25 protein-coding genes are annotated in these 26,724 nt (G+C 71.1%); 14 read left to right on the plus strand and 11 right to left on the minus strand.

Annotated elements, in window-relative coordinates; all coding sequences use genetic code 11:
• Window positions 1–93: 93 nt before the first annotated feature.
• Window positions 94–1,176, minus strand: a complete 1,083-nt coding sequence (locus FKD65_RS14615; protein WP_141578017.1) for a S1C family serine protease — start codon at window positions 1,174–1,176, stop codon at window positions 94–96.
• 176 nt (window positions 1,177–1,352) lie between these two features.
• Here FKD65_RS14615 and FKD65_RS14620 point away from each other — a divergent pair, with 176 nt between their 5' ends.
• Window positions 1,353–1,778 carry an archease gene (locus tag FKD65_RS14620; protein ID WP_141578018.1) on the plus strand — a complete coding sequence of 142 codons (426 nt, stop codon included), beginning with the start codon at window positions 1,353–1,355 and terminating at the stop codon, window positions 1,776–1,778.
• Between the two features lie 27 nt (window positions 1,779–1,805).
• Here the strand turns inward: FKD65_RS14620 and FKD65_RS14625 are convergent, their stop codons facing one another.
• Complete coding sequence (locus tag FKD65_RS14625; RefSeq protein ID WP_302931599.1) at window positions 1,806–3,224, minus strand: RtcB family protein; 1,419 nt, start codon at window positions 3,222–3,224, stop codon at window positions 1,806–1,808.
• An 85-nt stretch (window positions 3,225–3,309) separates the two neighbouring features.
• Between FKD65_RS14625 and FKD65_RS14630 the strand changes: the two genes are divergently transcribed.
• The 4 genes from FKD65_RS14630 to FKD65_RS14645 all read left to right on the plus strand — a co-directional run bounded on the left by FKD65_RS14630 (window position 3,310) and on the right by FKD65_RS14645 (window position 8,093).
• The gene (locus FKD65_RS14630) at window positions 3,310–3,954 is read left to right on the plus strand and encodes a hypothetical protein (RefSeq protein ID WP_141578019.1); all 645 of its coding nucleotides are present in this window, start codon (window positions 3,310–3,312) and stop codon (window positions 3,952–3,954) included.
• 245 nt (window positions 3,955–4,199) lie between these two features.
• Window positions 4,200–5,036 (plus strand): geranyl diphosphate 2-C-methyltransferase, encoded by an 837-nt coding sequence (locus FKD65_RS14635; protein ID WP_141578020.1) that lies wholly within the window; start codon window positions 4,200–4,202, stop codon window positions 5,034–5,036.
• 51 nt (window positions 5,037–5,087) lie between these two features.
• A complete protein-coding gene (locus tag FKD65_RS14640; protein ID WP_205718667.1) occupies window positions 5,088–6,281 on the plus strand; it encodes a family 2 encapsulin nanocompartment cargo protein terpene cyclase in 1,194 nt (397 codons plus the stop codon).
• A gap of 237 nt (window positions 6,282–6,518) precedes the next feature.
• Complete coding sequence (locus tag FKD65_RS14645; RefSeq protein ID WP_168221040.1) at window positions 6,519–8,093, plus strand: SAM-dependent methyltransferase; 1,575 nt, start codon at window positions 6,519–6,521, stop codon at window positions 8,091–8,093.
• Window positions 8,094–8,109: 16 nt separating this feature from the next.
• Here FKD65_RS14645 and FKD65_RS14650 read toward each other — a convergent pair whose 3' ends face one another.
• On the minus strand, window positions 8,110–9,303 hold the full coding sequence (locus FKD65_RS14650) for a cytochrome P450 (RefSeq protein ID WP_141578022.1): 1,194 nt from the start codon (window positions 9,301–9,303) through the stop codon (window positions 8,110–8,112).
• Between the two features lie 209 nt (window positions 9,304–9,512).
• A complete protein-coding gene (locus FKD65_RS14655; RefSeq protein ID WP_141578023.1) occupies window positions 9,513–10,718 on the minus strand; it encodes a hypothetical protein in 1,206 nt (401 codons plus the stop codon).
• A 242-nt stretch (window positions 10,719–10,960) separates the two neighbouring features.
• Between FKD65_RS14655 and FKD65_RS14660 the strand changes: the two genes are divergently transcribed.
• The 5 genes from FKD65_RS14660 to FKD65_RS14680 all read left to right on the plus strand — a co-directional run bounded on the left by FKD65_RS14660 (window position 10,961) and on the right by FKD65_RS14680 (window position 15,738).
• Window positions 10,961–11,533, plus strand: a complete 573-nt coding sequence (locus FKD65_RS14660; RefSeq protein WP_141578024.1) for a hemerythrin domain-containing protein — start codon at window positions 10,961–10,963, stop codon at window positions 11,531–11,533.
• Window positions 11,534–11,637: 104 nt separating this feature from the next.
• Complete coding sequence (locus FKD65_RS14665) at window positions 11,638–11,985, plus strand: hypothetical protein (RefSeq protein WP_141578025.1); 348 nt, start codon at window positions 11,638–11,640, stop codon at window positions 11,983–11,985.
• 214 nt (window positions 11,986–12,199) lie between these two features.
• Window positions 12,200–13,117: an oxidoreductase gene (locus FKD65_RS14670; protein WP_141578026.1), complete on the plus strand. Its 918-nt coding sequence runs from the start codon at window positions 12,200–12,202 to the stop codon at window positions 13,115–13,117.
• A 1,005-nt stretch (window positions 13,118–14,122) separates the two neighbouring features.
• On the plus strand, window positions 14,123–14,752 hold the full coding sequence (locus FKD65_RS14675) for an RNA polymerase sigma factor (RefSeq protein WP_141578027.1): 630 nt from the start codon (window positions 14,123–14,125) through the stop codon (window positions 14,750–14,752).
• 26 nt (window positions 14,753–14,778) lie between these two features.
• Window positions 14,779–15,738, plus strand: coding sequence for a CU044_5270 family protein (locus FKD65_RS14680; RefSeq protein ID WP_141578028.1), 960 nt, complete (start codon window positions 14,779–14,781; stop codon window positions 15,736–15,738).
• Between the two features lie 65 nt (window positions 15,739–15,803).
• Here FKD65_RS14680 and FKD65_RS14685 read toward each other — a convergent pair whose 3' ends face one another.
• Window positions 15,804–16,604 carry a TIGR00730 family Rossman fold protein gene (locus tag FKD65_RS14685; protein ID WP_141578029.1) on the minus strand — a complete coding sequence of 267 codons (801 nt, stop codon included), beginning with the start codon at window positions 16,602–16,604 and terminating at the stop codon, window positions 15,804–15,806.
• On the minus strand, window positions 16,601–17,677 hold the full coding sequence (gene dapE / locus FKD65_RS14690) for a succinyl-diaminopimelate desuccinylase (RefSeq protein WP_141578030.1): 1,077 nt from the start codon (window positions 17,675–17,677) through the stop codon (window positions 16,601–16,603). Before dapE ends, FKD65_RS14685 begins: the two co-directional genes overlap by 4 nt.
• 33 nt (window positions 17,678–17,710) lie before the next feature.
• Between dapE and FKD65_RS14695 the strand changes: the two genes are divergently transcribed.
• Complete coding sequence (locus FKD65_RS14695; RefSeq protein ID WP_141586836.1) at window positions 17,711–18,394, plus strand: 4'-phosphopantetheinyl transferase superfamily protein; 684 nt, start codon at window positions 17,711–17,713, stop codon at window positions 18,392–18,394.
• On the opposite strand, the gene FKD65_RS14700 is transcribed toward FKD65_RS14695, so the two are convergent.
• The gene (locus tag FKD65_RS14700) at window positions 18,384–19,220 is read right to left on the minus strand and encodes a 2,3,4,5-tetrahydropyridine-2,6-dicarboxylate N-succinyltransferase (protein WP_141578031.1); all 837 of its coding nucleotides are present in this window, start codon (window positions 19,218–19,220) and stop codon (window positions 18,384–18,386) included. The two genes, FKD65_RS14695 and FKD65_RS14700, sit on opposite strands and share 11 nt — an antisense overlap.
• A gap of 44 nt (window positions 19,221–19,264) precedes the next feature.
• Between FKD65_RS14700 and FKD65_RS14705 the strand changes: the two genes are divergently transcribed.
• Both FKD65_RS14705 and FKD65_RS14710 read left to right on the plus strand, forming a co-directional pair.
• Window positions 19,265–20,182: a hypothetical protein gene (locus FKD65_RS14705; protein ID WP_240810152.1), complete on the plus strand. Its 918-nt coding sequence runs from the start codon at window positions 19,265–19,267 to the stop codon at window positions 20,180–20,182.
• 58 nt (window positions 20,183–20,240) lie between these two features.
• Entirely contained in the window at window positions 20,241–21,053 is an 813-nt protein-coding gene (locus FKD65_RS14710; protein WP_141578032.1) for an aminoglycoside phosphotransferase family protein, read from the plus strand.
• A 41-nt stretch (window positions 21,054–21,094) separates the two neighbouring features.
• Here FKD65_RS14710 and FKD65_RS14715 read toward each other — a convergent pair whose 3' ends face one another.
• The 4 genes from FKD65_RS14715 to FKD65_RS14730 all read right to left on the minus strand — a co-directional run bounded on the left by FKD65_RS14715 (window position 21,095) and on the right by FKD65_RS14730 (window position 24,585).
• Window positions 21,095–21,289 carry a DUF397 domain-containing protein gene (locus FKD65_RS14715; protein WP_141578033.1) on the minus strand — a complete coding sequence of 65 codons (195 nt, stop codon included), beginning with the start codon at window positions 21,287–21,289 and terminating at the stop codon, window positions 21,095–21,097.
• Window positions 21,286–22,407, minus strand: a complete 1,122-nt coding sequence (locus tag FKD65_RS14720) for a helix-turn-helix transcriptional regulator (RefSeq protein ID WP_141578034.1) — start codon at window positions 22,405–22,407, stop codon at window positions 21,286–21,288. Before FKD65_RS14720 ends, FKD65_RS14715 begins: the two co-directional genes overlap by 4 nt.
• Before the next feature lie 320 nt (window positions 22,408–22,727).
• Window positions 22,728–23,228, minus strand: coding sequence for a hypothetical protein (locus FKD65_RS14725; RefSeq protein WP_141578035.1), 501 nt, complete (start codon window positions 23,226–23,228; stop codon window positions 22,728–22,730).
• Between the two features lie 7 nt (window positions 23,229–23,235).
• Complete coding sequence (locus FKD65_RS14730; protein WP_141578036.1) at window positions 23,236–24,585, minus strand: hypothetical protein; 1,350 nt, start codon at window positions 24,583–24,585, stop codon at window positions 23,236–23,238.
• Between the two features lie 594 nt (window positions 24,586–25,179).
• Between FKD65_RS14730 and FKD65_RS14735 the strand changes: the two genes are divergently transcribed.
• Window positions 25,180–26,460 (plus strand): MFS transporter, encoded by a 1,281-nt coding sequence (locus FKD65_RS14735; protein ID WP_240810153.1) that lies wholly within the window; start codon window positions 25,180–25,182, stop codon window positions 26,458–26,460.
• The last annotated feature ends 264 nt before the right edge of the window (window positions 26,461–26,724 follow it).

Below are 26,724 nucleotides of genomic sequence, written 5' to 3' on the forward strand. Positions count from 1 at the left end.
CCTGTACCGATGTTCAGCAAGCTGTACGCTTGTACACTGTACTCCCGTACAGGCCACCGTCAACCGGTACCGGGCCCTTCGGCCCGAGGAGGTTCAGCCACCTCCGGGCAGCTGGCCCAGCGTCACCTGGACCTGCTGCTTGGAGCCGTTCGACTTCTGGACCTCGACCTTCACCGTGTCGCCGGGCTTGAGGTTCGCGAGGACGGTCGTCAGCGCGGTCTGGTCGGGCGTCGCGGTCCCGTTCACCGACAGGATCAGGTCGCCCGGCACGATCCCCGCCTTGGCCGCCCCGCCGCCCTTCTGCACCTCCACGACGGCGACCGCGGACCGCCGGCCGGTCTGCGGGTCGACGATCGTGCGCACCGCCACGCCGAGCGCGGCCCGGCCCGAGTTCGACACCTTCCCCGACGCGATGAGCTGCGGGACGATCCGCTTGACGGTGTCGCTCGGCGTCGCGAACCCGATGCCGGGCGCCGCGGCGCCGATCTGCGGGTCGGACGCCGCGGCGGTCGGGATGCCGATCACCTGCCCGTCCAGCGTGACCAGGGCGCCGCCGCTGTTGCCCGGGTTGATGTCCGCGCTCGTCTGGATGGCGTCGGCGATCGTCGAGCCCTGGAACGAGCCCTCCCCCTTGGTCGACACCGTGCGGTGCAGCGCCGAGACGATCCCGTTCGTCACGCTTCCGGAGAGCCCGAGCGGATTGCCCATCGCCAGGACGATCTGCCCGACCCGCGCCTTGCCCGACTCGCCCCACGAGGCCGGTTTCAGCGACCCGCCGCTCACCCGCACGACGGCGAGGTCGTCGGCGGCGAACGCGCCGACCATGGAGGCCTTCGCCGGGGAGCCGCCGCCGGAGGAGGTGACCTCGATCCGCTTCGCCCCGGCGACCACGTGGGCGTTGGTGACGATGTCCCCCTGGGCGTCGAAGACGACGCCCGACCCCTCCCCCTGGTCTGTCTGGATCTTCACCACCGAGGGCAGGACGGCGTCCACGACCTTCTCGTACTGCTGCTCCAGGCCCGTCCCCGCCCCCGTCCCCGAGACCGGCGGCGACGTCTGCCCCGCCGCGGTGTTACCGGTGTGCTCGGCGTTCTGGCTCCCCCCGCTGCACCCGGTGAGCACCAGTGCCCCCGCCGCGGCCGCCGCGCACGCCCTCGTCCTCGCGCTCCTGTCCACGCTCCACCTCCAGAGGGGACAGTTCCCGCCCTCCGCGGCCCCGGCGCCGCGCCGGCCCGTGATTTTGCGTCGTCATGCCGCAGGCCAGGCCCATTGCTGATCTTCGCGGCGCGGCCGGGCGGCCGGGCCGGCCTCCGCACCGTTTTCCCTGGACGGAGCCGGGTAGCCGTCCGGTCATGCCGGATCCTGAGAGCGGGCATCGCGGCGTCCCCCACACCGCCGACCTGCGGTTCGAGGCGTGGGGGCCGACGCGCGAGGCCTGCGTCGCCGAGGCGGTCGCCGGGCTCGTGGAGTCGTTCGCCGACGCCTCGGGCGTCCGCGCGTCCCGCGACCTCCGGGTGGACGTGCCGCCGGGCCCGGACGCGGACCTGCTCGTGGCGGTGCTGGACGAGGTGATCTACCGGCTGGACGCCGACGGCCTCCTCGTCCTGGGCGCCGAGATCGCCGAGGCGCCGGACGGCGGCCTCACCGCCCGCCTCCCGGCCGGGGACGCGGCGGAGGCGGCAGGAACGGGAGCCGTCCCCAAGGCGGTGTCGCTGCACGATCTGCGGTTCGACCGGGACGCCCGAGGCTGCTCCTGCGCCGTGACGATCGACGTGTGAGAGGCGGGCTCGCCCGTGACCAGCAGGTCAGCCTTTGACGACGCCCATCGGGACGAGGCGGGCGACCTTGCGGCAGAGCCCGGCGCCCTCGGCGGCCTCGACCACGGCGGACACGTCCTTGTAGGCGTCCGGCGCCTCCTCCGCCAGGCCGCGCCACGACGACGGCCGCACCGCGACGCCCCGCTCCTCCAGGTCCGCCCGGAGCCGCCTGCCGTCGACGCCGCGCGCGGCCTGGTGGCGGCTCCGCACCCGCCCGGCGCCGTGGCACGTGGACGAGAACGCGGGCCCGCCCGGCACGCCCGCCAGCACGTAGGACGAGGTGCCCATCGTCCCGGGGATCAGCACCGGCTGGCCGGCTTCGCGCAGGTCCGGCGGCAGTTCGGGATGGCCGGGCGGCAGGGCGCGGGTGGCGCCCTTGCGGTGCACGCACAGCCGGCGCCGCCGGCCGTCCACCACGTGCTCCTCCATCTTGGCCAGGTTGTGCGAGACGTCGTAGACCAGGTCGAGGCGGGCGCCCGCGACCCGCTGGAACACCCGGCGCGCCGCCTGGGTGAGCAGCTGCCGGTTGGCGCGGCCGTAGTTGGCCGCCGCCGCCATCGCGCCGAGGTAGGCGTGGCCCTCGGCGGAGTCGACCGGGGCGCAGGCGAGCTGGCGGTCGGGCACCTCGATGCCGTGCCGCGGCATCGCCCGCTCCATCGCCCGGACGTGGTCGGTGCAGATCTGGTGGCCGAGCCCCCGCGAGCCGCAGTGGATCATGACGCAGACCTGCCCCGGCCGCAGCCCGAACGTCCCGGCCGCTTCGGCGTCGTAGACCTCCTCGACCCGCTGCACCTCCAGGAAGTGGTTGCCGGAGCCGAGGCTGCCGACCTGGCGGGCTCCGCGCTCCACGGCGCGCTCGCTCACCTGGCCGGGATCGGCGTCGGCGACGGCCCCGGCGTCCTCGCACCGGCGCAGGTCGCGCTCGTCGCCGTGGCCCTGCTCGACCGCGTACCGCGATCCCCCGGTGAGGATGCCGGTCAGCTCCCGGCGTCCGGGCAGGTGCCAGACCGCGCCCTTGCCCATGCCGCGCGGGATGACGGGGTCCAGGCCGTCCATCAGGTCCCGCAGGACGGGCCCGAGCCCCGCGGCGTCGATGTCGGCGGCGAGCAGCCTGACACCGCACGAGATGTCGAACCCGACGCCGCCGGGCGAGACCACGCCGCCCTCGCTCGGGTCCGTCGCCGCGACGCCGCCGATCGGGAAGCCGTATCCCAGATGGATGTCGGGCATCGCGTAGGAGGCCTCGACCACCCCCGGGAGGGTCGCGACGGCGGCGACCTGCTCGACCGCGTTGTCCGCGGGCGCCAGCAGTTCCCGCGAGGCGAACACCACGCCGGGCACGCGCATCCCGTCCACCGGACCGATCCGGAACCGGTAGGGGCCGTCCTCGACCAGCTCGACGTCCACAAGGCGGGGCTACCCCCGGCCCGGTCCCTCATGCGGGCGGGTGCGGTCAAGGGGCTCCGGAGACCGTGCGGGTAGCGTGCGGAACATGCTCGCCGAACCCGCGCCCTCGCTGAGCGACCTGGCCCTCGGCCTCGTCGTGGTGGCGCTCGCGGTCCGGCTGGGACGGGCCCCGGCGGCGCATCCGCACTGGCGCACGGCCTTCTGGTGGGCCGGGATCGCGGCGCTCGCCGGGTTCGTCCACCACGGCCTGGTCAAATACTCGGAGCGGTGGTCGGGGCCGAGCTGGGCCGTGATCAGCGCCATGGTCGTCGTCGCCGTGTCCTACCTGCTGGCGGCCACCGTCGCCGAGGTGCTCGGCCCGCGCCACGGCAGGACGTTCTGGATGCTGCGCTCGGTCGGGATCGGCGCCTACGCCGTCCTCGCGTTCACCGGCCACGCCGGGGTCGGGGCCCTGCTCGCCTGCGAGAGCGTGACGATGGCGTGCATCCTCGCGCTCTGGGGCCGGGCGGCCTGGCACCGCCACCCGATGGCCGGCCCGGTGATCGTCGCGCTGGTCGCCAGCGCCGCGGCGGCCGCGACGAAGGCGATCGACCCGAGCCTCACCCGCCGCGTCGCCCTGGACCCGACGTCGGTCTACCACCTCGCCCAGATCGTCGGCATGGTCCTGCTCTACCTGGCGGTCAGCAACCCGCGCCGCCCGGAGCGCGAACCGCGCCCCCTGCTCGGGTAGCGCGGCTCGGGTAGCGCGGCTCGGGTAGCGCGCCCCTTCTCCGGACAGCACGCCCTTTTCACCCCCATCCCGGACGGCGCTCCTATCCCGGATGGCGCGGGCGCAGCGGGAGTGTCCGGGGCGGAACATTCCCCTGACGACGCTGCCTTCCTTCTGTGCTGAACACCGCCCTTTCGGACACGGACGGTCACCGTTAGCTTTCAACCCGTGATCCGAACCCCCCGTCCCCGTGGAGGAAGGCATTCATGACGGCCATCGCCAGCGTCTACCAGCACGACGTCGCCACCTACTGGAACACCGAGCGCAATCCCGTCAACCTGCGCCTCGGCGACGTGTCGGGGATCTACCACCACCACTACGGCATCGGCGAGGTGGACTGGTCGGTCCTGGAGACCCCGGAGGACGCCCGCGAGCAGGCGATCATCGCCGAACTGCACCGGCTGGAGAACGCCCAGGCCCGGTTCCTGCTGGAGCACCTCGGCGACATCCGGCCCGACCACCGGCTCCTGGACGCCGGCTCGGGCCGCGGCGGCTCCAGCATCATGGCCAACGCCGCGTTCGGCTGCCAGGTCGACGGGGTGTCGATCTCCCAGGCCCAGGTCGACTTCGCCAACGAGCAGGCCGCCAAGCGCGGGGTGTCGGACCGGGTCCGGTTCCACTTCAGGAACATGCTCGACACGGGCTTCGAGGCGGGCGCGTTCCAGGCCGTCTGGAACAACGAGTCGACGATGTACACCGTCCTGGACGACCTGTTCGCGGCGCACTCCCGGCTGCTCGCCCGCGGCGGCAGGTACGTCACCATCACCGGCTGCTACAACGACGTCTACGGGCTGCCGTCCCGGGCGGTCTCCACGATCAACGCCCACTACGTGTGCGACATCCACCCGCGCAGCGCCTACTTCCGCGCGATGGCCGCCAACCGGCTCGTTCCCGTCGCCGTGGTCGACCTCACCCCCGACACCATCCCGTACTGGGAGCTGCGCGAGAAGTCGTCGGTCGCGACCGGGATCGAGAGCGCCTTCCTGGAGGCCTACCGCGACGGCAGCTTCCAGTACCTGCTCATCGCCGCCGATCGGATCTGACCCCGTCAACGCCGGACCGGCCGCCTTCGGGCAGAGGCAGGTGAGAAGAGCATGGAAACGACGCACCACGGGTGCAGCGGAAGGCAGACGCCGTACGGCTCCTCCGCGGGACCCCGCCCGGCGGCACCGTCCGGACCCGGGACGGGCGCGGTGTCCCTGCCGTCGCTGATCGCCGCGGCGTGGCCCAGCCGGGAGGTGCCCTACGGGGACCTCCTGGCCGGGAAGCATCCGCGCCCGGCCGGCGGCGGCGGGCCCGGCTACGTCGAGCGCGGCTGGGGGGACGGTTCGCACTCGCCGCTGTACTGCCCGCCGCCCGAGCGCGTCGACGACGCCCTGGCCGCCGAGGTGGACGCCCGGCTGCTCGCCTGGGCGCGCGACCGAGGGTTCGGCGACGACGAGCTCGACGCGCTGGGCCGGGCGGCCTTCGGGCGGCTGGTCACCCTCGCCCACCCCGACACCGAGGACCCCGACGCCCTCCTCGTCGCGGCGCAGCTGAACGCGGGCTGGTGGGCGGCCGACGACTACTACGCCGACGACACCGCGCTCGGCGCCGTGCCCGCGCGGCTGCCGCAGCGCCTCACGCTGGTGATGTCGGCCATGGACCCCGTCCCCCCCGCGGGCGAGTTCACCCCGCCGCTGCGCGAGGCACTGCACGACGACCTCGTCCTGCGGATGCTCGGCTCGGCCGTCGAGCACCTGAGGCGCCACGCGTCGCACGCGCAGGTCCAGCGGATCTGCTACTCGACCTTCGCCATGTTCGTGAGCTGGACGGCCTACGCGGCCTGGCGCGAGACCGGCGAGCACCCGCCCGCCTGGGAGTACCTGGCGGCGCGCCAGCACGACAGCTTCTACACCTCGATGACGCTCATCGACGTCGTCGGCGGCTACGAGGTGCCGAGCCGGCTGTTCTACGAGCCGCGCGTCCGCCGCGCCGCCTTCCAGGCCGGGACGGCGAGCGTGATCGTGAACGACCTGCACTCGGTGGCCAAGGACGCCGCGGACGAGAACCCCGTCTGCAACCTGGTCCTGCTGATCGCCGCCGACCGGGGCTGCTCGGTGGAGGAGGCGACCGAGACCGCCGTGCGCCTCCACAACGACCTCGTCCGCGACTTCGAGGCGGGCCACCGGGAGCTGGCGGCCGTCCCGTCCCCCGAGCTCCAGCGGTTCCTCAAGGGGCTGCGGGCCTGGATGGGCGGCGGCTTCGAATGGCATGCGACCAACCCCCGCTACCGGGGGCACGACTGAGGCTCCCGGCGGCGCCCGCGCCGCCGGGAGCGGCCTCGCCGCCGTGGCCCGGCGGCCAGATCATGTGCGGTCGCCGGAAACGCGTTCGCACTTTTGTCAAGAAAAGCAGAAGAACGGGCGGGATCCGATCGGCACGCAAGTACGACCCGGCGGGGCCGGTCGAATGCGCGACGAGAAAATGCCGTCTGCAATACCCTCTGTGCGTCGCTTGTACCCGGGCACGAAGCGAGGCGCGAGGTGGAATTCCGAATTCTGCGCAGGAGGCTGGGCATCCGGGCGGGAGGCGGTGAATCCGTCGCCGTCCCCCATCCGGAGGCCCGCGGGCTGCTGGTCGCGCTGCTGCTGGAGGAGGGCCGCTCGGTCCCGGCCGGCGTGCTCGCCCGGCGGCTCGGATGCCTCTCCGGCGGCCCGGACCCGGCCGCGGCGCTCGCCCTCGCCGTCGGCACCGCGCGGCGTTCGCTGCCCCCCGGCCGCCTCGTCCCGGAGAACGGCGGATACCGGCTCGTCCTGGACGACGACGACCGTCTCGACCTGCGCCGGTTCCGGACCCTGGCCGCACGCGCCCGGCACCTGCGCGCCACCGACGCCGCCGCGGCGATCGCGGTCTACGAGCGTGCTCTCGGACTGTGGGGCGAGGAGCCGCTGGGCGACCTGCCCGCCACCCCGGCCATGGAGGCGACCCGGCGGGCGCTCGTCGGCGAGCGCGGCCAGGTCCGTGAGGAGTTAGCGGAGGTCCGGCTCGCGCAGGGCCGCCACCTCGAACTCATCGGGCCGGCGCGCGGCTGGGTCGCGCAGGAGCCCGGCAACGAGCACCTGCGGAGCCTGCTGATGCTCGCGCTGCACCGGGCCGGGCGCAAGGGCGAGGCGCTGCGCCTGTACGAGGAGGCCGAGGCCCTGCCCGCACCGGCCGGGCCGGGGCCCGCACTGCGCCGGACCGCCGCCCAGATCCGCCGCGACGACCCGGGCCTGGACTACCGGCCCCGGCCCGTCCTCGTGCCGCTGCCCGCCGAACGCGCCGCCGACCTGTCGATCGACACCCTCCGGGCCTCCCCCGCCCGCATCTACGACTACTACCTCGGCGGCAAGGACAACTACGCCGTCGACCGCGAGGCCGCCGAAGAGATCATGAAGACGGTGCCCGAGGCGCCCGCCGCGGCCCGCGCCAACCGGGACTTCCTCACCCGCGCCGTCCGGCACCTGGCCGCGCAGGCCGGCATCCGCCAGTTCATCGACGTCGGGACCGGCCTGCCCACGCAGGGCAACGTCCACGAGATCGCCCGCGACGCCGCACCCGACGCCCGCGTGGTCTATGTCGACAACGACCCCGTCGTGCTCGCGCACGGACGGGCCCTGCTGGAGGGCAGCCCCAGCGTCGCGGTCGTCGAGGGCGATCTGCGCCGCCCCGAGGAGCTCCTGGCCGATCCCCGGCTGAACGAGCTGATCGACCTCGGCGAGCCCGTGGGGCTGCTGCTGGTGGCCGTCCTGCACTTCGTCCACGACGAGGACGACCCCGCCGGGCTCGTCGGCCGCCTCGCGGACCGGCTGCCGCCCGGCAGCCACGTGGTGGTCTCCCACGGCTACGACGGCGGCATGGACCCCGGCGACACCGAGCACTCCCAGGCCGTCTACCGCCGGTCGAAACTGCCGATCTACTCGCGCGGCCCGGAGGAGGTGGCCCGCTGCTTCACCGGGCTGGAGATCCTCGAACCCGGCATCGTGTGGGTCCCGCAGTGGGGGCGGCCGCCCCTCGCGGGCCCGGCGCGGGACCCGCAGATGAGCCATTTCATCGGGGCCGTCGCCCGCAAGCCCTGAGCGCCGGCCCCGCCCTTCACCCCGTCCTGCGGACGACCGAGGTCGGCAGCTCGGCGAACCCGCGCACGTACGGCGAGTTGACGCGCCGGGCCGCGGCCTCGTCGATGTCGTAGTCGCCGACGCGGGCCACGAGCTCCTCCAGCGCGATCCGGGCCTCCAGCCGGGCCAGGTGCGCCCCGATGCAGTAGTGCCGCCCCGACCCGAAACTGATCTTCGCCGTGGTGTCGCGCCCCAGGTCGAACCGGTCGGGGTCGGCGAACGCGCGCGGGTCGCGGTTCGCGGCGCCGATCACCAGCAGCATGCGGGCCCCGGCCGGGACGGTCACGCCGTGCAGGGTGAACTCCCCGGTCACGGTCCGCCCGTCGGCCTGCGCCGGCGGCTCCAGCCGGAGCGTCTCCTCGATCCAGTCGCCGATCCGCCCGAACGCCTCGGACGGCCGGTCCAGATGCCGCCAGGCGCAGTGCCAGGCGCCCGAGATGAGGTTGGTCGCGGTCTCGTTCCCGGCCGCGATCAGGATGAACAGCACCCCCATGATCTCGGCTTCGGTCAGGTGGTCGGTGCCCTCGGCCGCGTCCAGCAGCGCCGACGCCAGGTCGTCGCGGCGCCGCGCCCGGCGCTCGGCGATCAGGTCGTGGAAGTAGCCCACCAGAGCGGGGATCGCCTCCCGCCCGGCCCGCGTGACGTCCTGGACGCCCTGCTGGTGGTGCACGATCGCGTCGGCCAGCCGCCGCAGCTCGCCGCGGTCGCCCTCCGGGACGCCGACCAGCTCGGAGATGACGTCCATCGGCAGCAGCGCCGCGTAGTCGGCCACGAGGTCCAGCTCCGCGCCCGGCCCCGCGCCGTCCAGCGCCCGGTCCAGGTGGCCGCGGGCGATGTCGCGGACCCGCGGCTCCAGTTCGGCGACGCGGCGCGGGGTGAACGCCTTCGCCACGAGCCCGCGCATCCGGGTGTGCTCGGGCGGGTCCATCGCGAGGAACGACGCGTGCGTCCGCGCCTTCGGCCCCCACACCGACGGTTCCAGCAGGATCCCGTTGGCACTGGAGAACCTCCGGAAGTCCCGGAACGCCGCGGTCACGTCCTCGTGCCGCGACAGCACCCAGAAATCCTCGTCGTCATTACGGTAGACCGGGGCGTCCTCCCTTAACTGCGCGTAAACGGGATACGGATCCTGCTGGATTCCGTAGTCGTACAGGCTGTACCGCACACCCATTGCAGCCTCCTACCGCCATCGAAAGCCGCGCGCCCGCCGCGATCCGCCATGGCGCCCTCCCCCAACCCCAGCACATCACGCGCCGGGCAATGGTGACCGATTACGGCCATTAGGCGGTGGACCGTGCCACGGAATCCCGGACCCGGAGGGCCCGCGCGACGGCCGCCGAACGGCCGGGCGCGGGCCTCGCGGGCGCGGTGGGCGGGCGGTCAGCTCGAGGGCTTCTCGCGGAGGCCTTCGACGGGGTGGGGGCCGTCGGTCTCCAGGCGGTACTCGTCGCCGAACTTGGCGCGGTGCTCGTCGATCACGCGCTCCTGCGGCGGGCGCTCGGCGTTGATCTTGTCCTGGTACTCCTCGAAGCGGCGGTGCGCCTCCTGGACGTACCCGGTGCCGAGGGTCGTGTAGTCGATCTGGGTGGCCAGCAGCTCGCGCACGTACTGCTTGTTCGGCTCGAACGTGACCGGCTCGGGCAGCTCGGGCGCGAGGATGCTCTCAGGGTCGCGGCCGTCGTGGCGGCGCATCAGGTCGCAGGCGATCCGCAGGTGCTCCAGCTCCATGTTCAGGTGCAGCTCCCAGATGCCCTTGACGCGCGGGTCGGACTCGGTCTGCATGAACGAGTAGTACAGGTAGCACTCGTTGTACTCGTGGTTGACGAGCCGCTCCCACCACGTCTCCCCCGGGTCGACCAGCGACTCGTAGTGGGTGACGTGCTCCTCCTCGATCAGTCCGATGTCCTGGTAGAGCTGGCGGGCGATGGGCTCCATGTACATCGGGCCGACGTTCATGTAGAAGTTCATCGTCTGCTGCTCGGCCGCCATGATCGTCAGCGCGTGCAGCTTGGAGATCGGCGCCGCCGCCTCCCGGTCGTAGGGCTCGCGGACGTTGTCGAACGGGTGGCGGTGCTGGAGCTGCCCGGGACGGCCCGGCATGACCTCGGTGAGCTGGTCGACGATCTTCTCGGCCCGGCGGTGCTCGATCATCTCGTACAGGTTGGAGTACCGGTAGAGGTGGTCGAAGTCCTCCAGCAGCCCGAACTGGTAGGCCTGCTTGAGGTACGGGTCGGGCTCCTGGCGGGCGACCCAGCCGGTCAGGTCGACCGCGACCTGCTCGTAGCTGATGGTGGTCTCCAGGACCGAGGCCTGGCCGGGCAGCAGCCAGTTGACCACCTTCTGCTGCTGCTGCTCGATGTTGCGGACCTGGGCCAGCTGCTGCTTGACCTCCAGGTCGGGGCAGACGCGGTTGAAGTGGTGGCTGAACATGATCGCCTCCACCTCGATGCCGTTCATCGCGATGATGCGGCACTTGGTGTAGGGATCGGACTTGTCGGGATCGACGGGCGCCACGTCCAGCTGGGCCCAGTTGCGCAGCTGGTCGTCCAGCGGGATGCCGCGGTGTTCGAGCGGGTTGAAGGCCACCAGGCTCGTCCCTTCCTGTGATGCCGTTCGGGTTGACGACCGGTGCGCCTACCCGAGGCGTCCCCTCCTTCACCTCTCCGAGCTCGGGTTTTTCAAGATTGGCTCCGTGTTGACCGACTCCCGGCACGGCCGGGCGAGAACCATTCGCATGGGCGCCGGACCTCTGGGTACGGGCGGCCGCATCGCCCGTCATTCACACCGCCCGGCCGGGGGACCGCCGGGCGAGGAAGCGAGGAAGGCCCATGCGGACCACACCCGCCAACGCCGAGACCACCGAGGACGTCGTCGACCTGCTGCGCGCGCAGCACGGCCGGATCAGGGACCTGTTCGACGAGGTCATGGACTCCGAGGGCGCCGAGCGCCAGAAGGCCTTCCACCGGCTGGTGAAGCTGCTGGCCATCCACGAGACCGCCGAAGAGGAGATCATCCACCCCGTGGCCCGGCGCCTGCCCGGCGGCGACGGCATCGTGGACGACCGCCTGGCCGAGGAGCGCGAGGCCAAGGAGCTGCTCTCGGAGCTGGACGGCATGGACACCGATGACCCGCGCTTCCTCAAGTCGCTCGACAAGCTGCGCGTCGACGTGCTCACCCACGCGCGCGCCGAGGAGCGCTACGAGTTCGACCGGCTCAAGGACGAGTTCAGCCCCGCCCAGCTCAAGGGCTTCGCCGCCGCGGTCCGCGCCGCCGAGGCCACCGCGCCCACCCGCCCGCATCCCGGCGTGGAGTCCGCGACCAAGAACATGCTCGCCGGCCCGATGGCCGCGGTGGCCGACCGCGTCCGCGACATGATCCGCGACGCCCGCGGCAAGTCCTGACCGCGGGCGCCGGCGCGTCCCCGGCCGGTGTTGGGTACCGTGCCGCGCGGACCTGAGTAGGAGGACGGATCGGTCGAGCGGCCGGAAGCCTGTTCACTGGGTCCGTGATCAAGGATGACACCGCCGCCGCTCCCAGGACGCGCTCGGCCTGGGGAGTGGCCGCGGCGACCGCTCTCGCCCTGCTGCTCCCCGCCACCGTGCTCGCCTGGCTGTGCGTGCTCGCGACCCCGGAGTACGCGCGGTGCCTCACCTATGGAGAGCAGTGCGATCCGGCCTCGGAGACGCTCATGCCCATCGCCTGGTGGTCCTTCTGGGGCAGCGCCGCCGCCGGGGCCGGTGCTCTGGTGCTGCGGCCCGCTTGGGCGATCACCGCGCGGATCCGTCCCACCCTGGTCCTCGGGCAGGTGGCGCTTCTGCTCGTGACCTGCATGGCCGTGGTCGCCAGCGCCTGAACCGGCCGCGCCGCGCCGAAGGTCGTCAGCGGGCAGGCGGAGGTCCGAGCAACCGTGCCGCTCGGCGAACGCGCGCAGCCCCGTCCTCAAGGACGACTTCGCAGGGGCCGCACATTCTCCATTCCGCCGGTTCGGGTCCCTTTCAGACGGCCGGAAGGAACGTTTCGGAAGTCTGAATCCGACGATAGGGTGCCCAGCGGCGACGGGAGGAACCCTGAAAACGCAACAGTGGCCAGAAAGCGACATTGTCGACCAAACTGGGCGAACAGCAGTCGTTACCGGATCCAATACCGGGCTCGGCTTCGCGATCGCCAAGGCGCTGGCGGCGCGCGGCGCATCGGTGGTGCTCGCGGTCCGCGACACGGAGAAGGGAGACCTCGCGGCAGCCCGGATCGCCGGCACCGTGCCGGAAGCGAGGCTCGCGGTCCTGCGCTTGGACCTCTCCGACCTCGGTTCGGTGCGCGCCGCCGCCGAGCGGCTGAGGTCCGCTCACGAGAGGATCGATATCCTGGTCAACAACGCGGGTGTCATGTACCCGCCGTACAGCAGGACCCAGGACGGGTTCGAGTTGCAGTTCGGCACGAACCATCTCGGCCACTTCGCACTGACGGGTCTCCTGCTGGACCGGCTGCTGGCCTCCGAACGCTCCCGCGTGGTCACGATGAGCAGCATGGGCCACCGGTTCCGGGCGCGGATCAACTTCGAGGACCTACAGTCCGAGCGGCGTTACAGCCGTGTGGCCGCGTACGGGCAGTCGAAGCTGGCCAACATCATGTTCACCTATGAGCTCCAGCGCAGGCTGGCCGGGACCGGGACGGTCGCCGTGGCGGCGCATCCGGGCGTCTCCGACACCGAACTGCCGCGTCACACGCCCGCGCCGATCCGCGCACTGGGCAGGGTGATGCCCGCCCTACGCCTGATGCAGCCCGCGGAGATGGGGGCGCTGCCCGCGCTGCGCGCGGCGACGGATCCGGATGTGAGCGGCGGCGAGTACTTCGGTCCACGAGGCGTCGGGGGCATTCGCGGTTACCCGGTGCGCGCGAGGTCCAGCGCCGCCTCTCTCGACGTGGAGGGGCAGCGTCGCCTCTGGGAGTGCTCGGAGAGGCTGACGGGCGTCAGGTATCCGGTCTGAGACGGCCGCGCCGCGCCGAGGGTCTTCAGCGGGGTTGCCGTACCCGTGGCCGCCGTAGCCCTCGTCGTACTGGGCGGACTCCAGCCGTTGGGCGTACGGGCCGTAGTTCGCCTGGAAGTGGTACGCGTCCGCACGGAAGGCCACCGTCTTGCCGAGGACGCAGTCCTCGACGGGTGAGTTCCCGCCCCCCACGTTCCACTTGATCCAGTTGACCTCGCCCCGGTCCACCGCGGTCGCGACCGGGATACCGGCGCAGGTCCCCCCGACGTTCTCGGGGAGCGTGTCGCCGGACGGCCTCGAAACCGGCGGGATCGGGCCGCCGGGCTTGGCCTCGCACCCGTAGCGGCGGGCGGCCCGCACCGCCGTGGCGGTGACGAGCCGGGCGGCCCGGCGCGCCTCGTCCGTCCCCGCCGCCTCGTCCCGGACCGCGGACACCACCACGGACGCGTGCCGGTTGGTGCAGGGCAGGACCACCGCGGTGTTCTGAAGGTCGGTGAAGCCCTCCCAACCGCCGCCCAGCGGCATCGGCAGTTCGGCCGCGCGCCGAGCTCGCACCTCTCCCAGCGCAGGCCGTCATGTTCCGGTACGGAGCGGTCGCGCCCGAGGAGGCTCTGGTCGTGGCCGGTGAAGGCGGCGGACTCCGCCTCGGGCACGAGCCCCTGGCAGAAGCCGGCGAGCCTGTCGCGGTAGCGCCAGTCCCTGCCGGTGTCGCTGAGCCGGTACCAGCCGAACGCCGCGACCGCGATCACCACCAGCGGAACGACCCCGAACAGCCCCACACGCCGCAACACCGGCATCCGACCCGCGCCCACTTCCGGTCAGCCGCAACACCGTCCGGCGCCCGGCACAAAGCCCTCTTCCTATCGACAGCCAGACATGTAGTCAAATAATCACATAAAGCGACGGGATCCTCGTGCGGCGATGCGCCTTCCATGGCGTCGTCATGTGAGGCAGGTCACAGGAACCCGGTGGGCCCGGCGAACAGTCCTGCATGTGGAGATGAGTATGCGTGCCCGCGTTCACGCAGGAGACCCCGAGGCGTTCAGAGAACTGTTCGACGAACACGCGCGCTCGGTGTACAACCACGCCTTCCGCCTGACGGGGAACTGGTCGGCGGCGGAGGACGTCGTGTCCCTCACCTTCCTGGAGTCATGGCGGCTTCGCGAACGGGTCGACCTCGATGCCGACGGATCGCTGCGTCCGTGGCTCCTGGGCATCGCCACCAACGTCGCCCGGAACGTGCGCCGCGCCGCCCGGCGGCACGAGGGCGCGCTCGCGCGGCTGCCGAAGGGCGAGGTCGTGCCGGACTTCACCGACGAGATCACGGCCCGCATCGACGACCGGGAGCGGCTCGCCCGGATGCGGGCGGGGCTGGCGGCGCTCCGCGAACCCGAGCGCGAGGTGCTGGCGCTGTGCGTCTGGTCGGGTCTCGGCTACGCCGAGGCCGCCGAGGCGCTCGGCGTGCCGGTCGGCACGGTGCGCTCCCGGTTGTCCCGCGCGCGCAGGAAGCTGGAAAGGCTCACCGCCGGGCGGGCGCGGCCGCCCGAAGAAGGCCCGGAACCGGTGTCCGGCCACGGACAGGAAGAGGATGACCGCGAGATCGCGGTCCGGTCCGCTCAGGAGAAAGCCCGATGAACCCGAGCCCCACTGACCCGAGCCCGATGAACGCGAGTCAGCCGAACCCGGAAGACCGCGAGGTGCTGGCCCGGCTGCTGCCGGAGCCGGTGGAGCGGGATCTGCCGAGCGACCGCCACCGACGGCTCCGGGAGTTCGTGATGACCGAGATCGACCAGGACCTGCGCTCGGACGAGCAGGCTCCGCGCCGTGCGTCGAGGAGGCGGACCGTCCTCCTGGCCTCGGCGGGGACGGCCCTCGCCGCGGCGGCCGCCGCGGTGGTGGTCGTCACCGGGGCGGGGGGAGGCGCCGAGAGACCGGAGCGGGGCCCGGTCGCGTCCGCCTCCCCGTCCGGCCGGCAGGTCCTTCTTGTGGCCGCCACGACCGCGTTGAAGCGGCCCGCGGCCTCCGGCAAGTACTGGTACGTGAGTTGGGCCTACACCCCCCGCCAGGGCGAGACCGGCACCCTGACGGAGAACTGGACCGCCCGCGACGGCCGGTTCTGGGAGAAGGGCCGCGCCACCGGCGGCAAGGTGGTCGAGCACACCGGGCCCGCCCCGTTCACAGTCGGCGGGTCGCCCTTGACCATCGCACAGATCGAGCGGCTGCCGACCACACCGGATGCGCTGAAGGCCTGGATCGCCACCGACCAGCGGAAGATCCCCCTTGTCATCAGAGGTAAGGGCACCGTCGCCGAGTCGCGGCGGCGGTGGGTCTTCGACGGGCTGCTCTCCCTGGTCACCCAGGTGCCGGCTCCTCCGAAGGTCCGCGCCGCCGCCTTCCGCGCGCTCGCCGACTACCCCAACGTCGAGAGCCTCGGCCCCGTCAACGGCGGGCTGGGATTGTCGATCTCCTTCGACGTCGGGGGCAGGTCGAAGCTGGTGATCGACCCGGAGACCTCCCGCATCACCAGCAGCGACTTCGTCGTCTCGGCCGACGGCGCGCTGGTCACGGCCCCGGGCGGCGCCACGATCACCGCCGGCTGGACGGACCGGGCGCCCGGCTAGCCCGAGCCGAGGGTCGCCTGGACCTGCATGATCGCCCCGATCATGCAGGTCCACGGCGCGGGAGGCTACTCCCCGGCGGTCTCGGCCGCCTCGGCCGCGGCGCGCGACTCGATGATCTCCTGCTCGGCCCGGGTGTGGCCCTCGATGATGATCCGGACGACCTCCTCGGGGTCGTCGGTGAGGTGGAACAGGTCGATGTCCTGCGGCGAGATCTTGCCGGAGGTCAGCATCGACTCCTTGACCCAGTCGAGCAGGCCGCTCCAGAACCGCGTCCCGACCAGGACGATCGGGAAGCGGGTGATCTTCTTGGTCTGGACGAGGGTGATCGCCTCGAACAGCTCGTCCAGCGTCCCGAAGCCGCCCGGCAGGACGACGAACGCCTGCGAGTACTTCACGAACATCGTCTTGCGGACGAAGAAGTACCGGAACTCCAGGCCGATGTCGAGGTGGTCGTTCAGCTTCTGCTCGAACGGCAGCTCGATGCCGAGGCCGACCGACAGGCCGCCGTTCTCGTCGCAGCCCTTGTTGGCCGCCTCCATGATCCCCGGGCCGCCGCCGGTGATGACGGCGTAGCCGGCCTCGTGCAGGCGGGCGCCGATGTCGACGGCCATCTCGTACTCCGGCGAGCCGGGCTTGGTCCGGGCGCTGCCGAAGACGCTGACGGCCTTCGGCAGCTCGGCGAGGAGGCCGAAGCCCTCCACGAACTCCGCCTGGATCCGCAGCACCCGCCACGGGTCGGCGTGGACCCAGTCGACCGGGCCGCGGCTGTCGAGAAGCCGCTGGTCGGTCGTCGTCGGGGGGACGGCCCGCCCCCGCAGCATGGCCGGTCCCTGCCGGCGCGAGCGGGAATTCACTTCCGATGTCATGCAGCCACGGTAATGGGCCCCTCCAGCCACGTGCGCATACGTTCCTCGCACTCGGCGATCAGGGGGATCTCCACGTACTCGTCGCGCGTGTGCGCGAGGGTGGGCTCGCCGGGGCCGTAGTTGACGGCCGGGACGCCGAGTTCGGCGAAGCGCGCGACGTCGGTCCAGCCGAGCTTGGCGCGGACCTCGGCGCCGCTCGCCGCGGCGAACGCGGAGGCGGCCGGGTGGGTCAGGCCGGGCCGGGCGGCGGGCGCGCCGTCGGTCACCGTCACCCGGAAGCCCGCGAAGGTCTCCCGAAGGTACGCCTCCGCGTCGGCGAGGGACTTGTCGGGCGCGAACCGGTAGTTCACGGTGACGACGCATTCGTCCGGGATGACGTTCCCGGCGACGCCGCCCGTGATGAACACCGCGTTCAGGCCCTCGTGGTACTCGAGGCCGTCCACGACCGGGCGGGACGGCTCGTAGGCGCGCAGGACGTCGAGGATCGCCCCGGCGGAGTGGATCGCGTTGGAGCCCATCCAGGCGCGCGCGCTGTGCGCCCGCTCCCCCGCCGCCGCGACCTCGACGCGCATCGTGCCCTGGCAGCCGCCCTCGATCAGCCCGCCGGTCGGCTCCATCAGCACGGCGAAGTCGCCCGCGAGCAGGTCGGGCCGGGACGCCGCCAGGTGGCGCAGCCCGTTGCGCTCGGCCTCGATCTCCTCGCAGTCGTAGAAGACGTAGGTGACGTCGCGCGTGGGCGCCTCGACGGTCGCGGCGAGCCTCAGCGCGACCGCGACTCCGCTCTTCATGTCGGTGGTGCCGCAGCCGTAGAGCCGGTCGCCCTCCACGCGGGACGGGAGGTTGCCGTTCAGCGGGACGGTGTCGAGGTGCCCCGCCAGGACGACCCGTTCGGCGCGTCCGAGATCCGTGCGCGCGACGACGTTGTTGCCGACGCGCTCCACCGCCAGGTGCGGCAGCGCCCGCAGCGCCTCCTCGACGGCCCCGGCCAGGGATTCCTCCCCGCCGCTCACCGACTCGATGTCGACGACCGCCGCCGTCAGGTCCGCGACGTCCGAGAAGAGATCAAGCCCCATGGTCGAAGGTTATCTATCATCGCGTTCGTGGAGATGCCCGTACTGGAGTGCGCCGTCCACTGGGCGCGCCCCGACGACGATTCCCGGATGCGCGACCTCCTGGACGAGGGAGAGCGCGCCCGCTACGAACGCTTCATCCGCGCCGAGGACAAGGCCCGGTTCGTCACAGGGCGGTTCCTCGCGCGCACGGTCCTCGCCGAGGCCACCGGCAGGTCCCCGCACGACATCCGCTTCACCACCGAATGCCCCCATTGTGGGGACTCGCACGGCAAGCCCCGCCTCCCCGGCGGCGACCTGGACTTCTCGCTCTCCCACTCGGGGGACCGCGTCCTGCTCGTGCTGGTCGAGGGCGCCGTGGTCGGAGCGGACGTCGAGCAGGAGAGCGACCGCGACATCGACGGCCTCGCCAGGATGGTGCTCACCGACACCGAAGGCGAGGTGCTGCGGGCCATGAGCGACCGGAGGCGCGGATTCCACTCCTACTGGACCCGCAAGGAGGCCCTGCTGAAGGCGACGGGCCACGGGCTGGCCGCCCCGATGACCGCCATCCACGTCTCCGGCCCGGACGAGCCGCCCGAGGTCGTCGCCTGGGAGGGCGAGGCGGCGGTCTCCCCCGTCCGCCTCGCTGACCTGGCCGCGGGCCCCGGCTACGCGGCCGCGGCCGCCGTCCTCACCGACCGCCCCCTCAAGGTCGAGGAGGCGCCGCTCAGGTGTTGATGCCGTGGTCGCGGAGGATGTCGTTGAGGGACGCCTTGTCGTGGCGCTGCCCCTCCTCCAGCCGCTTGAGGATCAGCACCGCCGGCAGGCCGAACGTGCCGCCCTTGAACTCCTTGTAGCGGGTGCCGCCGACGGCCACGCACCAGTCGGGGATGCGCCCGCGGCTGATCTCCTCGCCGGTCTCCACGTCGATGACCGGCATGGACGCCGACAGGTTCGTCCCGGACCCGACGACGGCGCCGCGCCCCACCCGCGCCCCCTCGACGATCATGGACCGGCTGCCGATCATCGCCTCGTCCTCGATGACCACGGGCTTGGCGTTCGGGGGCTCCAGCACGCCGCCGATGCCCACCCCGCCCGACAGGTGGACGTTCTTGCCGACCTGCGCGCACGACCCGACGGTGGCCCAGGTGTCGACCATCGTCCCGGAGTCGACGTAGGCGCCGATGTTGGTGAAGGACGGCATCAGCACCACGCCCGGCGCGAGGTGGGCGCCCCAGCGCGCGATGGCGCCCGGCACGACGCGCACGCCGTCCAGGCGCGTCTTCAGCGGGATGCGGTCGTGGTACCGGAAGTCGCCCACCTGCGAGCGCGCCATGCCGAGGACCTTGAAGCTCAGCAGGATGGCCCGCTTGGCCCGCTCGTCGACGACGACCTCGTCGGTCGCGGGGTCGATCCGTGCGACACGGGCCTCGCCGGTGTCGATCAGGTCGACGGCGGCCACGATGGCGGAACGCGCGTCGGCGTCGTCCGGGGTCAGCTCGGTGCGCCGCTCCCACAGCTCGTCGATGCCGCCGGAGATCGGGCTGGTGAACGTTTCGGTCATGCCTCCTGAGCTTACTGGTGGCCATCTCCCAGTACTGTCTTCGCGTGGCTGTTTGGGCGAGGTTGAAGGCGCGCCCCAATGAGGGGGCGGGCGGCGGGCGCCGCCGCCGCGGTGCCCGCTGGGCTGCCGTCCTGTCCGTCGTCGTGCTGCTGGTGGGCGTGGGCGTCTACGTGGCCTTCCAGCGGATGCGCCCGTACCTGCACGGGTCGGGCTGCGAGGTCCAGACGTCCCTGGGCAAGATGCCTCTCGACCTGGAGCAGGGCGCCAACGCCGCGACCATCGCCGCCGTCGCGTTCCGCAAGCAGCTCCCCGAACGGGCCGTCGTGATCGCCTACGCCACCGCGATCCAGGAGTCGCACATCCACAACCTGCCGGGCGGCGACCGCGACTCGGTCGGCATGTTCCAGCAGCGGCCGTCCCAGGGGTGGGGCACGCCCGACAAGCTCCGCGACCCCGTCCAGTCCACCAGCAAGTTCTTCGACGCGCTGGTCAAGGTCAAGGACTACCTCGACCGCGACCTGCACGACGCGGCGCAGAAGGTCCAGCGCAGCGCCGACGGCCGCGCCTACGCCCAGCACGAACCCGACGGCAAGCTCCTCGCGACGGCCTTCACCGGCCGCGAGCCCGCCACCGCCCGCTGCTGGTACCCGCCCGACAAGAAGACCACGTCCCGCCGCCCCGACGCCCTCCGCGAGATGCGCCGCGCCTTCGGCAGCCGCCTGAAGGTCGGCGGCCCCGGCCCCCTCAAGGCCGGGACCCCGTCCGACCCGGACTCGTGGAACGCGGTCCAGGTGACCAACCCCCGCTCGGGCTGGGCGGTGGCGAGCTGGGCCGTGACCCACGCCCAGGCCTACGGCCTCACCGAGATCCGCTTCGCCGGCAAGCACTGGACGTCCGACGCCGGCCACGACGGCTGGACCGTGGACAAACAGGCCCCCCAGAACACGGTCATCGTCCAGTAACCGCCCGGCAGGGGACGCGTGGGACGGCACCCTCGCCCGAAGGGATCGGCGAAGCCGGATGAGCCTGGCCAGCACGCACGACGTTCAGATACACCCACGAATCGTGGTCAAGACGTACAGGCCCGGGAGCCACGATGCGGCGGAAAGGGAATGGCGAGCGCTGACGCTGCTCGCCGAATACGCCCCCGGCCTGGGGCCGTCCCCCATAACCGCCGAGTTGGCGACCGAGCCCGCCCGCGTGACGATGACGAGGCTCGCAGGCTCCCCGCTGACTCCCCCGGTGACCACCGCGCAGGTCGAGGCCATGGCCGACGCCATCAAGGCGATGCAACGAGCGATCCCCCGCGATCTCCTCGCCGCCCTCCCGCCCCGAGCAGGGTCCCCAGCGGAAATGCTCACCGACCTCCGACTAGCGTTCCCCATGCTCGCCAGGCCGACAGCCGACCGAATGATCGAGAACGCGTTCGACGAGGCGTCCGCGTGGATACGACACCCAGCGCTGGACGCGTTCGCGGCCGAGCAACACGAGCCGGTGCTGGGCACCGGCGACGGCAACCTAGCCAACTACCTCTGGAACGGCCGGACGGTAGGCATCGTGGACTTCGAGCACTCCGGCCGCAGCGACCAGCCCTACGAACTGGCCGAGAGCGTCGAGCACATCTCCCTAGCCGCGCCGGGCATCATCGACGCCGCCCAGATCCTCGACCGCTTCGACCCCTCCCCCGCCCAAGCAGCACGCCTACGCGACTCCCGCCGACTCCTGGCGACGTTCTGGCTCCTGGCCATCCTGCGCCGCGCCTCGGGCGAGACCAGCGCTCCACCAGAAATCCTGAAGCACCAAGCGACCCGCGTCCTGACCCTGCTCAGCTGAACAAGCCCGGCAGGCACCAAGAAGGGCAATCCGCGTCCGGCCTACTGGGCTCGCAGGCGACCCACCAGGTCACGCGCAGCCACCAGAGTCAGCCCAAGGCAGGGCCCATCCGGGTCTTTGGAATCCCGAACCAGAAGCTGCCCCTCCACAGCGGCAACCTCCACACACTCACCACCCGTCCCACCGCTGTAACTGCTCTTCCGCCAACCAGCCGTCGTGAGGTTCACATCGGTCACAGGTAAGTCTCCCGGGCATGGCTCATGAACTCGATGGACTCCGCCTGACTAAGAGCTTCGCCCACCATCGTTATGAAATGTACCCCGGCCTTGAACACGACGTCCTCGCGGTCGACCAACTGCCCCACGCTCCCCGTCTCGAAGTACAAGAGATCGGCATCCTTCTCGAAACTGAGAAGGATCAGGCCACCTACGAGCGCAACCGGCGTGATTCGCTGGAACGGCATGACTCGTATCTGAATACGGGGCGACTGCGCGGCACCGATCAAGTGCTCGATCTGGTCGACCATGGTCTTCTGACCGCCGACCGGTCGTCGAAGTACCGATTCATCCAGGACGAAGATCGTCTCAGGAGGCTTGTCCCGGGAAAGGATCGCCTGCCGGTCGATGCGTCCGACGGTCCGCGCATCGAGCGTCTCGACGGGCTCGCTCAGGTCCATCGTCCCCCTTGCATAGTCCTCAGTCTGGAGGAGCCCGGGGACAACCTGCGCAGCGAAGCACCGGATGCCGATGGCCTTGCTCTCGTGGCGCAGGTAGGCATCAAAGCCCGGCAACAGGACGCGGTGGCGGCCGGCGCGACGGATGACGGTGTAGAGGCGGTGAAAGTGGCCGTCGTCTTGGTCCGCGCCGTCGGTCTTGAAGTAGGTGTCCAGGTCGAGGGCCGTCTGCTCGGAGACGGCCTTGTCCGCCTTCTCCATCTGGCAGATCCATTGCGGGGTGCAGCCGAGGGCGGTCGCGAGCTGGTTCTGGGAAAGCTTCGCGCGCTGGCGCATCCGCCGGAGCTCTTCACCGAAGTGGACGCGCAGGGCGTCGGGATCTTGCTGGTCACCGGCCATGGCGGGGGCCTCCGTCACTCGGTTGGCGGGGGCGTCGGGGGGTGGACGTCCAGTTGAGACAGCTTCGTAGCCGAAGGTAATCGATCGGCTGCACTCTGTCCTGCGAATCGAACGAACCTCAACGAGTCCGGCCGCGAAGGGGCAGGTCAACCAGTGAAAGACCCGAGAACAGCCGAGATCGAGCGAGACTTTCCCCGCCTGGATGGTGTGGGTGTCGCAGCGGGGCGAGTACTGGGGCGCGGTCCGGCGCGATCCGAAGTCGAGCCCGCCCGCGACCGTCATCGCCGACTCCGAGGACGAACTACGCGCGACGTTGGCCGCCCAACCATCCGGCGGGGAGTTGAGCCAATGAACCCGGCCGCCGGCCTGACGTCCTGGATCCCCGGCTTGCAGGTCTGGTACGGGATCTACACCCGATCATGGTGGGCCTTCGTCCCCGGCCTCCCAGACCGCCTGATCGAAGCCCCGTCCCCCGACCTCCTCGCCCAGAGACTCACCACCCTGGCCATGCGAACAACGAGGCACCGGCTCTCGCCAACCCGATGATCGCGTTGCGGCTACCTGAAGTGCACTCAGCGACGCCATACGTCCGCCTTTTGAAGTCAATTCGCCTTCGCCAACAGCGTCTCCGCCCGGGTCGCGATGTCATCATCTTCCAGGCGTACATGGCGGATGGCGAGGTCGGATGTGATCCGGCGTAGCACCTTCAGCCACTCGGCCACGAAAGAATCGATTCTCACGGTCAACTGACTTCGGTCGTTGAGGAGGGATTCATAGCTTCCATGAACGCCGTTCCAGCGTGAATCGATTCTGAGGGAATCACCATCGCGCACAATGTTCCATTCGGCAGAGAATGTGTCGGACCCCCAGTAAACCTCCGTCTGGGAGAACTCCGGGCTCTGGACCTCTTCAAGCAGCGAGACCAGGTCATCGAGCAAGACGGGAATGTCATAGCGGTATTCGAGTCGCACCGGGACCCGATTCCAGAACAAGATGGCGTCTTCGGTGCCCATGGGATACATCTGCCCCGTCGCATCCGCCATGTCCTCGCCCGACCCGACCTCCAGGGTCTCAGGGTTTCCTGTTTGCAGCCAAAAGCTCATGCAAATCCTATCGAGTCAGCGGGTAAGCGTGGACCTTACCGTTGGGGTACACCTTGACGAATAGGCTGTCCGGTGTGCTTGTCTCGCCATCTGGATGATACTCTACGCAGTCATGCCCTTCGGGCAGTCTGAAGAAGCCCGTTTTATTCGGCCCTAGTTCGGCTCCGCGCTCCGTCGCGTACTGGACGTCTGCCGCGCTGCCGAACTGCCCTTGGGGTCGACCTTCTCTTATCGCGCGAGCCCTTCCTTCAGACCAGTCGACACCATGTTTCGCGGCCTTCAGCAGAGCGGCTTCAGGCTTGTATCTCTGGCCGTCTCTCTCGAAGCCTTTGCCGACTTCCTCTGATTGTCCCTTCTTACTGAGACCGTCGAGATGCCGCTGGCTCTGTTCGAAGGACTGCTGTTGCTCTTCAGTGACGGCCTTCGTTTCTCTTGACACGGGCCGCTCGCCAGAACGGCTCTCGACATGTGTCTGTTCCTCAGGCGGACTGTCGTCCTTGCCGTTGCTGTCGCCGCCGCTGTTGTCGCTGTCATTGTCATCGGCGCCGCCGGGTGGTGTCTCATCGTTGACTGGGGGCTGCACTTCCTGCCCATGCTCCCGCTCACCCGTTTTCGCATTTTGGGGCGGGGCATTTTGGTCTCCCTCTTCGCCAAGGGGTTGCTGTGCGGTGTCATCGGAAGGTTGGCTGTCTTGGGACTTTGCGCGTAGTTGTTCTGCGTATTCGTGTTGTGCTTCGCGGGCGCGGGCGATGCTTTCCAGGCGGGACACCGGCTGCGGGGTTGGTTGGGGGTCGTCGGTCTTGCCACCGGTGGAACTGCCGGCGTCCTGGGGGCGTGGTTCCCTGTTCTCGTGGTCGCCCTGGGCATCGACCTTGCCGGTCTCGGATTGACCGGCCTCGGCTTCCTGGTCGTCGTTGCCGCGCTCGCCCTGGTCCTGGCGCGGCTCCTCGGGCTCGGCATGGCCGGGCTTTTCCGCTTCCGAGCCGCCTTCGCCGGTCTGGGCCGAGTCGGTTTCGTCGTCCTCAGGGTCGGTCGGCGGGAGGGCGGAGTCGGTTTTGTCGCTCTCGGGGTCTCTCCTGGCGTCCGGCTTGATTTCGGCCGGGGCCCCCTGCGTCTGTGGGTTGTCGCGGGTCGGGACGGCGGTGGAATCGTTGGTCTTCGGATCGCGGTCGCCAGGCTGCCCGGTGCCGGTCTCGGGCCGTCCGGGAAACTTCCAGCCTGCTGCGGAGAGGCTGTCCACGCGGGGCGTTTTCCCGTCCGCTCCGGGATGGTCGTGCGATGACGTGCCGCCGCTTTCGGGCGGGGTGGGCTTGTCGGTGGTCTCCGGGCCTTTGCCCGGGCCAGGTGGATTGTCCACGCCCAAACTCTCGAGTCCTTCCGCTGGGGGGAGCCGGGCCGGTTCCCAGGGCATCGGTCAGCCGGCTCTCCAGGCTCAGCCCCTTGACCCACGGGCGGCCTGGGGCGATCGACGCTCGCTTCCTTGCCCTCCCACCCGGGTGGGATTCTCCACGCCTACGCCCAGCCTTCCAAGACGGTTCGGCAACGGCCGTCTCCAGATTTCAGAACCAGCAGTGTCCGATGGTGCACGAGTCCTTTGCGGGCACCACCGTCCATGAAAGCGAGATGTTTCAAAAATTGCACACTCCATTGCCCGAGGGGCTGCACCCGCGGTTTCGATCCTGCGTCGAGGCAACTTTGCGCACCATCTTTTCGTCGGCATTACACGCTCGCCGCCACCGGACGGAGCGACCGGCGCTCGCACCACCCGGCGGGCTTTCGGGACGGCCCGATCACTCCACACGGGGTCCAGGCGATCTCGGTCGCGACGACGTGGTCCATGAAGCGCAGGCCGACCGTGGCCTCGGCCGGGGATCGTCCGCCTTGGTCGTGGGGACGTCGACGTCTGATTCCTGCCAGCGTGGCCGTGCCCGCGCCTCCTAGCGTCGAAGGCGTGGAAACTGATCTTGCCGGAGCCGATGCCGGTCGGCGTCGTGGCCTGCCCGGTCCCGTCGTCTGGTTCATGTCGCTCGCGGCCGGGCTCGGGACGGCGACGATCTACGCGCTGCAGCCGGCGATCGCCGATGTGGCGGACTCGTTGCACGCCTCGCTCGCCGCGGTCGGGGTGGCGCTCGCGTGCGGGCCGCTGGGATACATGGTCGGGCTCGGTCTGCTCGTCCCCCTGGTCGACCGATTCCCTCCGAGGCGGGTGCTGTCGGCGCAGGTCGGCGCCCTCGCGGCAGCCCTGCTCTTGTGTGCCCTTGTCGGCGATGTTCTGGTGCTGGGCGCGACGATCAGCGTGATCGGGGCCTGTTCCGCGGTCGGCGCGGGCCTCAGTTCGGTGGTCGGGCGGCTGGCGTCCCCGCATCGTCGGGCCGCGACGCTGGGGCTCCTGACGGCCGGGATCTCGGCGGGCATCCTCGCCGGCCGCATCGTCGGCGGCTGGCTCGCCGAGGTGATCGGCTGGCGTGGCATGCTCATGGCGTTCGCAGCGGCCTGTGCGGCCGTCGCGGTGGGCTTGCTGCTGGTGGTCCCGGGCACCCGGGGAGGAGCCGAGCGGGGTTACCTCGCCACGTTGAAGTCGATTCCGGGCCTGCTCGTCCGGAACACGGCGCTGCGGTCGGCCGCCACCCGTGGCGCCCTGTGGTTCTTCGCGTTCTGCGCGATATGGGCCGGGTTGGCGGTGGCGCTGTCGGAGCCCCCGTACTCGTACTCGGCAGAGCGCATCGGCCTGTACGCGTTCGCTGGGCTCCTTGGCATTCCCGCCACCCGGGTCGCGGGAATGTTCACCGATCGCGTCGGCGCGCGGCGCGTGATCCTCCTGGGTCTGGCCGTCGCCGGGGCCGCGACGGTGATCGTGGGGTTCGCCCTCTCGAGCGCCCCGGCGACCTTGCTCTGTCTGGCGCTGTTCGACGCGGGACTGTTCGCCGCACAGGTCGCGAATCAGAGCACCGTCCTCGCCATCGACCCCGCGGCACCCGCGCGGTTCAACAGCGCCTACATGCTCGTCTACTTCGTCGGCGGAAGCCTGGGGACGGCGTTCGGCGCGACCGCCGTCGAACGGTTCGGCTGGCCCGCGACGACGGCGTTCGCAGCGGCCGCCATCGTCGTCGCCGCGGCGATCACGCTGGGCGCGCGCGGCCGCTCCGTCCCGTCCACTACCCCAGAGCCCGCTGAGGACCTCTTCATCAAGAGTCACGCCATGGAACCACCGAACGGGTTCCACAATCGATGATGACCGTCGCGCCCGAGAACCGCCTGCCCCGCCCGCTCACCTGACCCACCGGACATCCCCGGCATCGCGTCCGACTGCCGCACCCCCGAGAGCGGGGCGCCTCGCATAGGACGACCGACACTACTCGGTCCGGTGATTCCGATGCCGCGCCGGGGCGGTCGGGCACCGCGATCGGGGCGCGCGTGGAGACGTGGCGGCTCGGTGCACGGGGTCCGGTCGGGAACCGTCACGGCCAGCCTGTGCAGGGCGGGCCTGTCGGAGCAG

Source organism: Actinomadura sp. WMMA1423 (assembly GCF_006547145.1).
Lineage (GTDB): Bacteria > Actinomycetota > Actinomycetes > Streptosporangiales > Streptosporangiaceae > Spirillospora.

What these genes read in the sequence shown, in the direction of transcription:
- FKD65_RS14620 (WP_141578018.1), top strand. Translation starts at nt 1,353, where the DNA reads ATGCCGGATCCTGAGAGCGGGCATCGCGGCGTCCCCCACACCGCCGAC.
- FKD65_RS14630 (WP_141578019.1), top strand. Translation starts at nt 3,310, where the DNA reads ATGCTCGCCGAACCCGCGCCCTCGCTGAGCGACCTGGCCCTCGGCCTC.
- FKD65_RS14635 (WP_141578020.1), top strand. Translation starts at nt 4,200, where the DNA reads ATGACGGCCATCGCCAGCGTCTACCAGCACGACGTCGCCACCTACTGG.
- FKD65_RS14640 (WP_205718667.1), top strand. Translation starts at nt 5,088, where the DNA reads ATGGAAACGACGCACCACGGGTGCAGCGGAAGGCAGACGCCGTACGGC.
- FKD65_RS14650 (WP_141578022.1), bottom strand. Translation starts at nt 9,303, where the DNA reads ATGGGTGTGCGGTACAGCCTGTACGACTACGGAATCCAGCAGGATCCG.
- FKD65_RS14660 (WP_141578024.1), top strand. Translation starts at nt 10,961, where the DNA reads ATGCGGACCACACCCGCCAACGCCGAGACCACCGAGGACGTCGTCGAC.
- FKD65_RS14675 (WP_141578027.1), top strand. Translation starts at nt 14,123, where the DNA reads ATGCGTGCCCGCGTTCACGCAGGAGACCCCGAGGCGTTCAGAGAACTG.
- FKD65_RS14680 (WP_141578028.1), top strand. Translation starts at nt 14,779, where the DNA reads ATGAACGCGAGTCAGCCGAACCCGGAAGACCGCGAGGTGCTGGCCCGG.
- FKD65_RS14685 (WP_141578029.1), bottom strand. Translation starts at nt 16,604, where the DNA reads ATGACATCGGAAGTGAATTCCCGCTCGCGCCGGCAGGGACCGGCCATG.
- dapE (WP_141578030.1), bottom strand. Translation starts at nt 17,677, where the DNA reads ATGGGGCTTGATCTCTTCTCGGACGTCGCGGACCTGACGGCGGCGGTC.
- FKD65_RS14695 (WP_141586836.1), top strand. Translation starts at nt 17,711, where the DNA reads ATGCCCGTACTGGAGTGCGCCGTCCACTGGGCGCGCCCCGACGACGAT.
- FKD65_RS14700 (WP_141578031.1), bottom strand. Translation starts at nt 19,220, where the DNA reads ATGACCGAAACGTTCACCAGCCCGATCTCCGGCGGCATCGACGAGCTG.
- FKD65_RS14710 (WP_141578032.1), top strand. Translation starts at nt 20,241, where the DNA reads ATGAGCCTGGCCAGCACGCACGACGTTCAGATACACCCACGAATCGTG.
- FKD65_RS14720 (WP_141578034.1), bottom strand. Translation starts at nt 22,407, where the DNA reads ATGACGGTCGCGGGCGGGCTCGACTTCGGATCGCGCCGGACCGCGCCC.
- FKD65_RS14725 (WP_141578035.1), bottom strand. Translation starts at nt 23,228, where the DNA reads ATGAGCTTTTGGCTGCAAACAGGAAACCCTGAGACCCTGGAGGTCGGG.